The organism is Streptomyces venezuelae, from assembly GCF_008642375.1.
GTDB classification, from domain to species: domain Bacteria; phylum Actinomycetota; class Actinomycetes; order Streptomycetales; family Streptomycetaceae; genus Streptomyces; species Streptomyces venezuelae_G.
Genome location: NZ_CP029194.1, coordinates 8,260,204 through 8,273,418 on the forward strand (window position 1 = coordinate 8,260,204; position 13,215 = coordinate 8,273,418).

At 70.8% G+C, this 13,215-nt stretch carries 9 protein-coding genes; 7 read left to right on the forward strand and 2 right to left on the reverse strand.

The window, feature by feature from the left end; translation table 11 throughout:
• Positions 1–74 precede the first annotated feature (74 nt).
• Positions 75–1,301, forward strand: coding sequence for a glycosyltransferase (locus DEJ46_RS37590; protein ID WP_223835381.1), 1,227 nt, complete (start codon positions 75–77; stop codon positions 1,299–1,301).
• Positions 1,302–1,617: 316 nt separating this feature from the next.
• A complete protein-coding gene (locus tag DEJ46_RS37595) occupies positions 1,618–2,832 on the forward strand; it encodes a glycoside hydrolase family 64 protein (protein ID WP_150273582.1) in 1,215 nt (404 codons plus the stop codon).
• Between the two features lie 132 nt (positions 2,833–2,964).
• Here DEJ46_RS37595 and DEJ46_RS37600 read toward each other — a convergent pair whose 3' ends face one another.
• Positions 2,965–5,298 (reverse strand): M9 family metallopeptidase, encoded by a 2,334-nt coding sequence (locus tag DEJ46_RS37600; protein ID WP_190623084.1) that lies wholly within the window; start codon positions 5,296–5,298, stop codon positions 2,965–2,967.
• A gap of 333 nt (positions 5,299–5,631) precedes the next feature.
• Here DEJ46_RS37600 and DEJ46_RS37605 point away from each other — a divergent pair, with 333 nt between their 5' ends.
• Together DEJ46_RS37605 and DEJ46_RS37610 are read left to right on the forward strand one after the other, a co-directional pair.
• Positions 5,632–6,402: a phytanoyl-CoA dioxygenase family protein gene (locus tag DEJ46_RS37605; RefSeq protein WP_150273586.1), complete on the forward strand. Its 771-nt coding sequence runs from the start codon at positions 5,632–5,634 to the stop codon at positions 6,400–6,402.
• On the forward strand, positions 6,399–7,304 hold the full coding sequence (locus DEJ46_RS37610; protein WP_150273587.1) for a helix-turn-helix domain-containing protein: 906 nt from the start codon (positions 6,399–6,401) through the stop codon (positions 7,302–7,304). The genes DEJ46_RS37605 and DEJ46_RS37610 overlap by 4 nt, the downstream gene beginning before the upstream one ends.
• Before the next feature lie 28 nt (positions 7,305–7,332).
• Here DEJ46_RS37610 and DEJ46_RS37615 read toward each other — a convergent pair whose 3' ends face one another.
• The gene (locus DEJ46_RS37615; RefSeq protein WP_190623363.1) at positions 7,333–9,450 is read right to left on the reverse strand and encodes an alpha-galactosidase; all 2,118 of its coding nucleotides are present in this window, start codon (positions 9,448–9,450) and stop codon (positions 7,333–7,335) included.
• A gap of 165 nt (positions 9,451–9,615) precedes the next feature.
• Here DEJ46_RS37615 and DEJ46_RS37620 point away from each other — a divergent pair, with 165 nt between their 5' ends.
• The 3 genes from DEJ46_RS37620 to DEJ46_RS37630 all read left to right on the forward strand — a co-directional run bounded on the left by DEJ46_RS37620 (position 9,616) and on the right by DEJ46_RS37630 (position 13,213).
• Complete coding sequence (locus DEJ46_RS37620) at positions 9,616–10,773, forward strand: ROK family transcriptional regulator (RefSeq protein ID WP_223835382.1); 1,158 nt, start codon at positions 9,616–9,618, stop codon at positions 10,771–10,773.
• Between the two features lie 179 nt (positions 10,774–10,952).
• Positions 10,953–12,224: an ABC transporter substrate-binding protein gene (locus tag DEJ46_RS37625; RefSeq protein ID WP_150273593.1), complete on the forward strand. Its 1,272-nt coding sequence runs from the start codon at positions 10,953–10,955 to the stop codon at positions 12,222–12,224.
• Positions 12,224–13,213, forward strand: coding sequence for a carbohydrate ABC transporter permease (locus tag DEJ46_RS37630; RefSeq protein WP_150273595.1), 990 nt, complete (start codon positions 12,224–12,226; stop codon positions 13,211–13,213). Before DEJ46_RS37625 ends, DEJ46_RS37630 begins: the two co-directional genes overlap by 1 nt.
• The last annotated feature ends 2 nt before the right edge of the window (positions 13,214–13,215 follow it).

A 13,215-nucleotide genomic window follows, 5' to 3' on the forward strand; every position in this document is an offset into this window, starting at 1 on the left:
GCCGGACACATGGAGCATAGGCAATCCGGCGGAGCGCAGGGCTCAGGCGGCATCGGGTGGGGCAGACTGGCGGCGTGCGCATCGTGATGATGACGGCAGGGTCGCGGGGCGACATCGCGCCGTTCACGGGTCTGGGTGCCGGTCTCGTACGGGCCGGGCATGAGGTGACGCTGGCCGCGCACGGGGTGTTCGAGCCGCTGGTGGCGGGGTCGGGGGTGCGGTTCCGTCCGCTGCCGGTGGATCCGCGTGCCGAGCTGCACTCCGCGCGGGGCCGGCGGCTGCACGACGCGAGGACCGGCGCGGGAAAGCTCGTACGGCTGGCGTCCATGGCCAGGGGAGCGGCCGACGAGATGACGGCGGCCCTGGTGGAGGTGGCGCGGGAGGGCGAGGTCCTGCTGGTCAGCGGGTCGCTGGGGCCGCTCGGGTACGCCATCGCCGATGGCCTGTCGGTGCCCGTCCTGGGGCTGCACCTCCAGCCGCTGCATCCGACCGGGGAGTTCCCCGCTCCGGTCCTGGGGGCGAGGTCCCTGGGCACGGTGGGGAACCGGCTGAGCGGACGATTCGTCATGACGTCGGTGGAGCTGCTGTTCTCCGAAGCCGTACGGTCACTGCGGCGGCGGCACGGGCTCGTGACGACGGGCAGGTCCCGGGACCGGCGCACGCGGCCGGTGCTGCACGGCTACAGCGAGCTCGTCGTCCCCCGGCCCCGGGACTGGCCCGCCGGCCTGGAGACGTCCGGGTACTGGTGGCCGCACGAGACCGGGAAGTTGTCCCGGGAGGTGGAGGACTTCCTCGTCGCCGGGCCCCGACCGGTCTTCGTCGGCCTGGGCAGCGCCACCGTCCCCGATCCCGGGCGCGTGAGCCGCGAGATCGTCACCGCGCTGCGCGCGGCGAAGGTGCGGGGGATCGTCCAGCGGGGCTGGGCGGGACTGGGTGCCTCGGGCGACGACATCCTGACCGTCGACGAGGTGCCGCATTCCCTGCTGTTCCCGCGGACGGCCGCCGTCGTCCACCACGCGGGGGCGGGCACGACCGGCGCCGTCCTGCGGGCCGGGGTGCCGACCGTTCCGGTGCCGGTCCAGTTCGACGCGGCGTTCTGGGCGTCCCGGCTGACCGCGCTGGGCACCGCTCCCGGGGTGGTGCCGCTGCGCCGCCTCACCTCCGGGGCCCTGGCCGAGGCCCTGCGCCGGGCGACGTCGGACGACTCCCACCGTGCGCGTGCCCGCGCGCTGGCCGACCGCCTGGCCGCGGAGGACGGGGTCGCGCCGGTGCTCGCCGCGCTCGACCGACTGGCGCGCTGAACGCTCGCCCCCTCCCAGAATCGCCCCCTCCCAGAATCGCTCCCGCCCAGAATCGCTCCCGCCCGGGATCGCCCTCTCCCGGGATCGATCCCGCCCGGAATCGCCCTCTCCCGGAACTGCCCCCTCGCCCCTCGGAATTGACCCCTCGCGTCCAGAATTGACCGATCGCTCGCCGCGTCCGTGCGTCACGAGCCAGGCCCTTCCGCCCGGCCTCCCCCTGATTCATTGACAGGTCCAGGCCATCTTCGCCACTCTTGAGAGCGCTCTCACGAGCTCACGTCCCCCAGTACGGAGTCCCCACCTCCGAGGAGCCCTCATGTCCCCACGGCACAGGCGCACCCGCATCCGGCTCATCCCCCTCGCCGCCGCCGCGCTGATCGGCACCACCGTCACCGTCGTCGGAGCCTCCGACCCCGACCCGGCCTCCGCCGCTGTCCCCGCGACGATTCCGCTCACCTTCACGAACAACTCGGCCCGCGGTGAGCAGGTCTACGTCTACAACCTCGGCACCGAGCTCTCGACGGGCCGGCAGGGGTGGGCGGACGCCAACGGAACCTTCCACCCGTGGCCGGCCGGGGGCTCCACGCCCGTGCCCGCGCCCGATGCCGCCATCACCGGCCCGGCCAACGGCCGGTCGATGACCGTCCGGCTGCCGAAGTTCTCGGGCCGGATCTACTTCAGCTACGGACAGAAGCTGGTCTTCAAGCTGGCGACGGGCGGCCTCGTGCAGCCCGCGGTGCAGAACCCCAGCGATCCCAACAGGAACATCCTGTTCAACTGGTCCGAGTACACCCTCAACGACTCGGGCCTGTGGATCAACAGCACCCAGGTCGACATGGTCTCGGCGCCGTACGCCGTCGGCGTGAAGCGCCCCGACGGCACCGTCGCGAACACGGGCCGCCTCAAGCCCGGCGGCTACCGCGGCTTCTACGACGCGCTGCGCGGCCAGCCCGGAGGCTGGGCCAACCTCATCCAGACCCGCGCCGACGGCACCGTGCTGCGCGCCCTGGCCCCGGGCCACGGCGTCGAGGCCGGCGCGCTGCCCTCGGGGGTGATGAACGACTACATCAACCGCGTCTGGGCGAAGTACGCCACCTCGACGCTGACCGTGACCCCCTTCGCGAACCAGCCCTCGGTGAAGTACCACGGCCGGGTCTCGGGCAACGTCATGAACTTCACCAACAGCGCGGGGGCCGTCGTCACCTCCTTCCAGAAGCCCGACTCCGACAGCGTCTTCGGCTGCTACAAGCACCTCGACGCCCCGAACGACCAGGTGCGCGGCCCCATCTCCCGTACTCTGTGCGCGGGTTACAACCGCTCCACCCTGCTCACCAACCCGAACCAGCCGGACACCTCGTCGGCCGGCTTCTACAAGGACGCGGTGACCAACCACTACTCCCGCAAGATCCACGCCCAGATGGCCGACGGCAAGGCGTACGGCTTCGCGTTCGACGACGTCGGCGCGCACGAATCGCTGGTCCACGACGGCGACCCGCGACAGGCCTACATCACGCTCGACCCGTTCGACTAGGCCCTCCTCGGCCGTGACCCGCAGGCCAAGGCTGCGGCCCTGAACCGGGCTTGCCCCGGTTCAGGGCCGTCGGCGTCCGACGAGAAACGTGCGCCGGGGCCGGCCGGCTGGGCCCGGCCCCGGCGCGCCGGATCACTTGGACTGCGTCGAGAGGCTCACACCGCTGAACCCCTGCGCGGCGGCGAGGCTGAAGTAGACCCAGCCGGACGGCGGGTTGTCGATCGTCAGCGTCTCGCCGTTGCCGGCGTTGGTGGACTTCGCCAGGTGGTTGCCGGTGGTGGCCCAGCTGCCGCCCCCGTAGTACAGGTCGGCGTTGCCGGTGCCGCCGCTGCTCGTGACGGTCAGCTGCTTGACGCCGGCCGGCAGGTACACGAAGTGGTAACTGTAGTTGCCGGTGGCGGCGGCGAGGTTGTCCCGGCGGCAGTTCTGGTCGAACTGACGGGGGTCGCTGATCGTGCAGAGCGGGGCGGGTGCGGTCGAGCCGGCCTCCGGCAGCGGACCGCAGTCGTCGGTCGCGCACGTGGTCGTCAGCCAGGTCGCGAAGTCCGCGTCGTAGCGGGTGCCGATGGTCTGCTTCAGGAAGGTACGGGCACCGGTCCAGTCACCGGCGCGGTACTTGCCCAGCACGGTCTCGACGTCGGCCGCGTGCGCCTGGAGCATGTAGCGGACCGCGAGGAAGCCCCAGCGGTAGACCCGGCTCGCGTTGACCTCGGGGTCCTCGTCCTGGCCGTAGACGGTGTCGAACAGGTCGCTCAGCTTGTACGTGTTCCTGCGGGCCTCGGCGATCGCGTCGGCGTTGCGCTCGCCCCGGTAGCCGAACGAGATGTTCTCGGCGATGCCCTCGACCCACCAGATGGTCGGCGTGGTCATGCCCGCCTCGAAGTCGCCGTGCATGTTGTAGCGGCCGTCGAGGTAGTGGGTGTACTCGTGGTTGAGGTTCCAGATCTGGAATTCCGGGCGCAGCCAGTGGGCCTCGTGGGCGATGAAGCGGGCCTGGTTGCCGGCGGCGGCGGGGTCTCCCTCCTCGTACATGCCGCCGTTGTCGACGTCGATGTTGTAGATGGCCCAGGCGTACAGCGCGTACTGGGTGTAGTCGTCGAAGACGACGACCTCCAGGTTGGTGTTCACGTCACCGGGGATCGCGCCCTTGTCGCCGATGATCCGGTGGAAGTAGGCGTCCTGGTTGACCAGGCTGGTACAGGTGCTCGCCAGCTGGCCGGGCGACATGTCCTGGGCGCGGATCTTCAGGCCCGGGTTGCACGAGTGCTGGATCGGCAGGATCGCCGGGAGCACGCGCTCGCCCAGGTCGCAGATGGCGTAGGCCGCGCAGTTGCCCCTGTCGTACTGGCGCGTGTACCAGCCCAGGTTCATGGTGATCGGCGCGGTGGGGCCGACGTTCGGGTAGCGGTTGATCAGGTCCTTGAGCAGCGGCCGGAGCCGGTCCTTCAGCTCGGGGACGTCGAGGGCGTGGCCGAGGTGGCGGCCGACGTTGCTGACGACGTCCAGGCGGTTCAGCTGCGCGCCGTTGCGCGTGATGAAGCCGGCCCAGGTGTCGAGGACGGTGGGGTCGGCCTTGAGGGCCGCCCGCCAGCCGCGGCCGTCGTCCTTGGCCTTGAAGCCGTTCTCGACGACCCACTCGACGTGCTGCATCGCGAGGTTCATCTGGCCGGGCCAGGTGCTGTCGTAGCCGCCGAGCATCCACTTGACGACGCCGACGTACCGCCCGGCCGTGTGGGTGCTGTCGATCAGCGTGACGACCTCGTTGAGGATCTCGCCGTTGGCGTCGGTGACGTCCTTGCTGCGCGGGGAGGCGAAGAACGCGTCCAGCGCGCCGCGCGCCGCGGTGTCCAGCGCCGTGCCGTAGTCGCCGACGACGTCCGCGTTGTTGTCCTGCACGTAGTAGCCGGCCCGCAGGAACAGCACCAACTGGCCGATGGCGGCACTGTTGTTGCCCGAGTACGTGGCGGAGGCGTCGCGCAGCGCGTCGGCGACGGTCACCATCTGGGCCTCACGGAAGGCCTTGCGCGCGTTCTCCCCGGTGAGGCCGAACAGCGGGTACGTGCAGTTGATCCGGGGGAGCGCCTTGAGCTGCTGGACGAGGGCGCTGCCCGTGGCGTTGACGATTCCGCCGAGGTCGGGGCACTCGTCCGCGGCGGCGGCCGTGGACTGCTTGCCGACCTTGACGGGCTTGACGGCCGGGGCGGGCGCCGGGCCCGATTCCTCGGTGCTGTCCTGCGCGGAGATGCGGAAGCGGGAGCTGTTGCTCATCGCGTCGGGCGACTTGGGCACCGGGATCGACCGCGGCGCCGAGGCAGCGGCTCCCTGTGAGTTCGTACGGGCCGGGGTCGCGGCGCCGACGGAGGCGGCCTGGGCCTGCGGCGCGAACAGGCCGAGCGTGATGAGGACGGCTGCGCCGAGCGCAGGAAGTCTGCGCGCGTTGGCTCTCGATATCCGGAACGGATGCATCTGTGGGGGCCTCCGGGGCCGTTGTGGCAGCGCTGGGACACGCGACCAATGATGTGTGACATGTAAAATTGCACAAGTCCTCGCTTGGTGGAAGTCTTCCGGCCGGATTGATCGGCCTCTGCGACGGCAACCTTGGTCTGGCAATCGCTGACGGCGTCAGCTCACCCGGAGGCTGCGGCGGGGGCCGCTGCCATGAACGGTGCGGTGCGGGGACCATGTCCGTCCCGCGAACACCGTCGTCCGTCGCGGGTCTACAGCGGGCGTCGGCCGGAAACCTAACGTCGTTCCCGAACCCGGCCGCACTCCGAGCGGCCAGGACGGAGGAGGAAGACAGTGACGACGACGGGGGAGACGCCCGATCTCACGGCCCTGGCCGGCCATTACAGCGAGAACGGGTACGTGCTCGTCAAGGGGTTGCTGAGCAGGGAGGAGGCCGCTGCCCACCGCCAGTGCGCCCACGACGTGCTGGCCGTGCTGGACGACGACGAGAACCCGACGTGGGACTCGGCGGCCGGCATCGCGGCCGGAACACCGACCCGGCTGCAGCACCTGCACGATGTGCAGTTCCACGCCGCGGCGTTCTCCCGGCTGCTGACGGACGAGCGCTTCACCCGCGTCGCCGCAGCGGTGCTGGGCGGGCCGAACGTACAGCTGCATCACACCAAGCTGTTCGTGAAGCCGCCGGAGAACGGCTCGCCGTTTCCTCCGCACCAGGACCACCCGTTCTTCCCGCACACCCACCACCGCGTCGGTGCGGCGATCTTTCACCTGGACGACGCTCCGGAGGAGAAGGGGTGTGTGCGGATCGTGCCGGGCAGTCACCGACAGGGGCCTCTGGAGCATGTGGAGGACGGCGGCCACCACCTTCCCGACGTCTCGTTCGACGCGACCGTCCCGCTTCCCGCCGAGGCCGGTGACGTGCTCTTCTTCTCCTACCTGACCGTCCATGCCTCCGGCGTCAACCTCAGCGGCGAGGCTCGCACCACCTGGCTGGTGCAGTTCCGGGACCCGGCGGATCCACCGGTGATCCGGGCGCACGACCACTCACGGGGACAGGGCATGATGCTGGCCGGCGTCGACCCCACGGGCAGGAGAACCGGTTGAACCTGAAGGACGTGGCGAATGCCGGCTCGCTCACCGAGCTGAGTGGTGTGCTGCAGACCTGCCAGGCCGGCGCCTTCCAGGCCGACTTCGTCAGTTGGGGCTTCTATCCGGCGTCGCCCTGGCGCAACTACTGGCACCGGCACTCCTTCTACGAGGTATGCCTCGCCTACAGCGGCGCCGGGCGGTTCCGCACCGGCGCGGAACGCCACGACGTCGGTGCCGGCGACGTCTTCCTCGCCCGCCCGGGTGACGTGCACGAGATCGAGTCAAGTCACACGGAGCCCCTGGGCATCGCCTTCTGGAGCTTCGCCCTGCGGGTTGGGAAGCACGGCCCAGGACCTGGGGACCGGGGCTGGTGGTCGGGGCTCACCGACACCACGAGGCCGACGGTGTCACGGCGCATCGGTTCACTCGCGTCCCTGGTCACCGTCCTCGGCGAGCATGCGGCACCGGTACGGTCCGGGCACGAGTCCGTACTCTCCGGCCTCGGGGCCGCACTCGTCGTGGACACCGCGCGAGCCTTCGCGGCCGACGAGGACCTGTGTATCCGGTCACCTGCGGCGACCCGGCTGTCGCCCGCGGTGGAGGCGATGCAACGCTACCTGGCCGACAACCTGTCCCGGCCCGTGACGGTCCGGGACGTCGCGGCCGCTGTTCACCTGTCGGCACGCCATGCCGAAAGGCTGTTCCGGCACGAGACCGGGGGCTCGTTGATGGCGACCCTGCGCCGGATGCGGCTCGACCTGGGCGCGGCCCTGCTTCTCGACGCCGGCACCTCGGTGACGGAAGTGGCTCAAGCCTGCGGTTATGCCGACGTCCGCGCCTTCAGCACCGCCTTCCGCCGCACGCACGGCCATCCGCCACTGGTGCACCGCGCCCTCCAGGGCACGCTGCACCTGTGACGACACCGGCGGCGGGAGCCGCCGGCTCTCAGGCCGCCCGGCGAAGCCGGATCAGCCGGCTCGCGTAGTCGCCCTCGGGCAGGGTCAGGTCGATGCCGCGTCGCACCAGGACGGCGCCGCTGTGGGCCGTGCCGTCTTCCAGGTCCAGGTACCGGGCAGCCGGGTCCAGGGCCGGCAGGGCGAGTGCGGTGGGTGCGTGGCCGAAGCGGGTCGTGGGGCGCCAGGCGAGAACGGCGTGTTCGGTGCCGTCCTCGGAGGCGTAGTGCATGCCTGTCACACCGTCGGGGCCGCTGAGGCGGTGCTGCCGCCCATGCTGGACGAGCGGGCGGATCTCCTTGTAGCGGGCGACGAGCCCGGCGGCCTCGTCGAGTTCCTCCTCGGACCAGCGTGTGAGGTCCCCGCCGAGGCCGAGCGATCCGGCCATCGCCACATGGAAGCGGAAGCGCAGGGGAGTGGTGCGGCCGGTGGTGACGTTGGGACTGTCGGTCACCCAGGCGGCCATGGTCTGTGCGGGGAAGAGCTGGCTGAAGCCGTGCTGGATGCCGATCCGGTCGACGGGGTCGGTGTTGTCGGAGGTCCAGGCCTGGTCGGTACGGGCGAGGATGCCGAGGTCGACCCGGCCGCCACCGCCCGCGCAGGCCTCGATCCGCAGGCCGGGGTGGTCGGCGCGGAGGCGGTCCATGACGCGGTACACGGCGCGGGTGTGGTCGGTCCACAGCCGGTCCGGGTCGGGATGTCCCGGCCAGCCGGCCTCGGTGACGACCCGGTTGGCGTCCCACTTGAGCCAGTCGACGGCGTGGTCGCGGACCAGCCGGTCCAGGGTCCGCAGCGCCCACGCCTCGACCTCGGGGCGGGCGAAGTTCAGCATGAGCTGGTTGCGGAGCTCGGTGGCGTCCCGGGCCGGCGTGTGGACGACCCAGTCCGGATGGGCGCGGTAGAGGTCGCTGTCGCGGTTGACCATCTCCGGCTCGACCCACAGGCCGAAGTCCATGCCCAGGCGGTGCACCTCGTCGGCGAGCGGCCGCAGGCCGTCGGGGAAGGCCGAGGACCGGGGTGTCCAGTCGCCGAGGCCCGCCCGGTCGCTGGTGCGCGCGCCGAACCATCCGTCGTCCACGACGAAGAGCTCCGCTCCCAGACGGGCGGCGAGACGGGCCAGGTGCAGCTGTCCGGGGTGGTCGATGCCGAAGCCGGTGGCTTCCCACGAGTTGTAGAGGACGGGCCGGTCCCGGTCGGGGGAGGGGAGCACGTGGGTACGGAGGTACGTGTGCCAGGCGCGGCTCGCGGCACCGAAGCCGCCCTCGGTGTACAGGCCCGCGAAGACCGGGGTGCTCAAGGTCTCGCCAGGGTCGAGCGTCCGGCAGACCCCTTCGTGACCGAAGCCGCCGGTCCAGGTGGTGCGGCCGACCGGGTCCCGATGCACGGTGACGCGCCAGCTTCCGCTCCAGGCCAGGGCGGTGCTCCAGACCTCGCCGTCCTCTTCGCCGGCGGTGCCGTCGTCCAGTGCGAGCCAGGGGTTCGCGTGGTGACTGGTGAGGCCCCGGCGGCTGGTGAGGACGGTCTCGGCGACCGGGAGCCGGTCGCGGTGCAGCTGGAACTCGCTGTTCCAGCCCCCGACGAGGTGGCTGAGCCGGTAGTCGGGGAGGGCGGGGGCCGTCCAGGAGGCGGAGTCGAACCGGTCGACCGTGATCGGACCGGAGTCCTCGGTCCCGGTGTGGGTGAGTTCCGTCCAGCGTTCGACGACGTCGCTGCCCGGGCGGACCCGGTAGCAGAGCTCGGCGGCCAGCGGATAGTGACGGTCGGTCAGGCGCAGGCGCAGCTCACCCTCCTCGATGCGGTGGCCGGCGAAGTGCCACTGGGCGCCCCGCGTGCCGTCGGCGAAGCGGACCTGGAGGCCCGCGGGACCGAAGCGGGCTCCGGTCTGCGGCGCCAGTTCGTCCGGGGCGGCGTCGGCCTCGAAGCTGCTCTCCGCGGGGGAGATGACGTCGGGCAGCGCCGTGAGTTCCGGGTCTCCCAGGCCGGGCCCCCAGTACAGATGCCGGGGGCTGCCGTCGGCGCCGATGCGCAGGGCGTACACGCTGTGGGGGGTCCGGAGGACCGCGAGCCCGAGGGCGCGGTCGAACGAGACGGTCGAGGACGTTCGAGGCACGAGTGGTCCCAGGGAAGGTCGGGCGAACGTGTGATTCCGGCGTGCCGCGGATGCCGGTCGTCGGCGAAGCATCCAACGGGGCACGCAAGTGACCCGAGAGTAGGTGGGCCATTTCGTGAAAATCAATACTGGACGAACTTATTTATTTACCGGTACGTTGCCGCCGTGTTTCCGAACCAGACAAGGCCGTTGGTCACCGCTCCGGCCGAAACCGCCATCCTGAGCCTGCTGTTGGCCGAGAGCCCGCTCAGCCGGGTCGAACTGGCCCGCCGCACCGGGCTGTCCTCGACCGCGGTGACCAAGGCCGCAAGGCCCCTGATCGACGACGGCTACCTGCACGAACTCCCACCGGAGCGCACCGCGCCAGGAGCCGGACGACCGGTGAACCCGCTGTCGGTCACCCCCGACCGGGAGTTCTTCGTCGGAGTGAAGATCAGTGCCGACACCCTGTACGGCACGGTGTGCGACCTGCGATCCAGGCCGCGCGTCCACGCGAGCCGCCCGCTGGTCGACCGTGGCCCGACGGCCGTGTGTGCCCTGATCGCCGACCTCGTCGACGAACTCCTCGACGCGCGGCCCGAGTTCCGCTCCCGTACGCGGCACGTGGGCATCGCCGTCTCCGGGGACGTCGACCGTCCCGGTGGGCGTGTGCGCTACTCGGTTCTCCCCGGCTGGCGCGACGTGCCACTGGCCGAGATCACGGCCCGTGCCACCGGGCTGAGCGTCACGATCGCCAACGACGTCAAAGCCCTGACCGTCGCGGAGCACTGGTTCGGCGACGGCATCGGGACCGAGTACTTCGCGCTCGTCACCATCGGCGCGGGCATCGGCTCCGGAATCGTCGTCAACGGCCAACTGATCGAGGGGGCTTACGGAGTCGCCGGCGAGATGGGCCACATCAGCGTCGATCCGGCGGGGCCGCGCTGCCACTGCGGCTCGGTCGGCTGTGTCGAGGCGATCGCCTCCAGCGACGCCATCCTCGGCACGGTACGCCGGGCGACCGGCCACACCGACCTCGACTTCGACGGCACGGTCCGCCTCGCCCGCGACGGAGACCGCGCCGCGCGGGAGGCCTTCGCCCAAGCCGGCAAGGCCATCGGGGTCGGCATCGCCAATCTCGTGAGCCTCGTGGGGCCCGAACGCGTCGTCGTCACCGGAGAAGGGCTCGACACCTACGACCTCTTCGGAGTGCACATCAGGGAGGCGTACACCGCGCACTGCTTCAAGGCGGCCGCGAAATGCCCGCTGACCCTGCGGCCCCTTCCCTGGGAGGAATGGGCCCGAGCGGCGGCCGTCGTCAGCATCCAGGCGCTCTTCCCCTGAGAGTGCCACCGAGCGCACGAAGGGTCACCCCGGGAACGCCGAGTGACCGGGACCCCGATCACCGGCCCGCGTCACCGACGCGACCGATGTCCGTCACCGCCTGCCAGCCGTGAACGTCGGACACCGGCCCCGCCGGACAACACCACCCGCACGCCCACATCACCACGCAAGGAAGTGACATGAGCGGACAGAGAGACCAGCTTAGCCGTAGAGGATTCCTCGGCGGTTCCCTTCTCTTCGTCGCCGGTGCGGCGATCGGCTGCACCAGCAGCCCGACCGGCGGTTCCTCGAACGGGGCGAAGACCACCCTGAACGTCTGGTCCCACGCCTACGGCGAGGCCGGCACCCAGCAGGCCCTGACCCGCTACGCCGCCGCGTTCACCAAGGCGAACCCGGACGTCGCGGTCAAGGTCACCTGGGTGCCCGGCGACTACACGGCCAAGCTCAACGCCTCGCTGCTCACCGACGCCGCGCCCGACGTCTTCGAACACGGCGACTTCACCCAGGGACTCGCCCGACGCGGCCAGGTCGCCGCACTGGACGCGGAGTACGGTAGCGTCAAGGACGACTTCAACCAGGCCGGCCGCGACCTGGTGACCGTCGACGGAAAGCTCTACGGCGTCAAGATGATCGACGACGTCATGATGCTGTACTACCGCAAGAGCGTCCTCGCCAAGGCCGGGATAGCCCCGCCCACCACCTTCGACGCCCTCGTCACCGCCGCCAAGGCGCTGACCACCAAGAAGACCAAGGGCCTGTTCGTCGGCAACGACGGAGTCGGCGAGATGCCGGCCCTCTCGCTGCTCTCCAACCGCGGCGAGCTGGTCGCCGACGGCAGGATCGGCTTCGCCACTCCCCAGGCCGTCGAGGCCGTCTCGGCCCTCAAGCGCTTCCACGACGACAAGTCCCTGCTGCTCGGCTTCACCACCGACTGGTGGGACCCCTCGGCCTTCGTCCAGGACGTCGCACCGATCCAGTGGTGCGGGCTGTGGGCCATGCCCGCCATCGAGCAGGCGCTCGGCGACGACTTCGGCATCCTGCCGTGGCCCGCCTTCAAGGCCGGCGGCAGCCCGGTCCTGCGGGTCGGCGGCTGGACGAGCTGCGTCAACGCCAAGGGCAAGAACGTCGACGCGGCCAAGAAGTTCGTCAAGTGGCTCTGGATCGATCAGACCAAGCTCCAGCAGGACTGGTCCGAGAGCTACGGCTTCCACGTCCCCCCGCGCAAGTCCGTCGCCGCCACGGCCGCCAAGCTCAGCAAGGGCACCGCCAAGGAGGCCGTCGAGCTCGCCGCCACGTACGGCAGGATCAACCCGAACACCTGGGACTCGGCTTCCGGCACCCCGTTCAGCGCCGCCGCCGCGAAGGTCGTCACCGGTCAGGGAGACCCCGCCGCACTCCTCGCCGACGCTGCCAAGCAGGCCCAGCTCGCCGTGGACAAGCAGCTGTCCTGATGAACACCACCACCCACGCCGCACCACGCTCCGAGAGAGCCGGGCGCCCCGCGGACACACCGCGGGGCCCCGCCCGGACCCGGCGCCGCCGCGTCGACCTGCGCGCCTGGGGCGCGTTCGCCCTGCTCACGGCGCCGATGCTGATCGGCCTCGGAGTGTTCAAGTACATCGCGATCGGCTGGAGCTTCCTGCTCAGCCTCAGCAACGCCCAGGGCACCATCGCGCTCGGCGACTGGGTGGGGCTCGACAACTACCGGCAGCTGTTCGGCGACGCCGTCTTCCGGGGCTCCCTGGTCAAGATCCTGCTGTTCACCCTGTTCATCGTCCCGGTCACGTTCGCCGCCTCACTCGGCCTCGCGCTCCTCGTGCACCGGATCCGACGGGGCCGGGCCGTCCTGCGGACCGCGTTCCTGATCCCGGCCGCCGTCTCGTACGTCGCGGCCTCGCTGGTGTGGAAGATGTCCCTGTTCAGCGGGATGCCGGCGGGCATCGCCAACATGATCGGCGGCTGGTTCGGGATGGAGGCCGTCCCCTGGCTGCAGACCGGCGAGCCCCCGCTGTACTGGATCGCCCTCGTGACGCTGCGCCTGTGGCTCCAGGTCGGCTTCTACATGGTGCTCTTCCTCGCCGGCCTTCAGGCGATCCCCAGGGAGGTCTACGAGGCCGCCGCCCTGGACGGAGCCACCGGGCTGCGTCTGCTGCGCCGGATCACCCTGCCGATGCTGCGCAACACCTCGGTGGCCGTGCTGATGCTGATGTTCATCGCGGCCTTCCAGGCGTTCGACGAGTTCTACAACCTGTTCGGCGGCGGCATGTCCGGATCGGGCACCGCGCCGGTGAAGACCCCGCTGACGTACCTCTACGACACCGCGATGGGCGCCCAGAACTACGGTCTCGGATCGGCCGGCGCCTTCGTCCTCACGGCCCTGATCGTCGGAGTGACCCTGGTCCAGGGGCGGGTCACGGGCTTCGGAAAGAGCGAGGAGTGAAC

Excerpts from the sequence above, each read along its gene's own strand:
- DEJ46_RS37595 (WP_150273582.1), top strand. The coding sequence starts at position 1,618 with ATGTCCCCACGGCACAGGCGCACCCGCATCCGGCTCATCCCCCTCGCC.
- DEJ46_RS37600 (WP_190623084.1), bottom strand. The coding sequence starts at position 5,298 with ATGCATCCGTTCCGGATATCGAGAGCCAACGCGCGCAGACTTCCTGCG.
- DEJ46_RS37625 (WP_150273593.1), top strand. The coding sequence starts at position 10,953 with ATGAGCGGACAGAGAGACCAGCTTAGCCGTAGAGGATTCCTCGGCGGT.
- DEJ46_RS37630 (WP_150273595.1), top strand. The coding sequence starts at position 12,224 with ATGAACACCACCACCCACGCCGCACCACGCTCCGAGAGAGCCGGGCGC.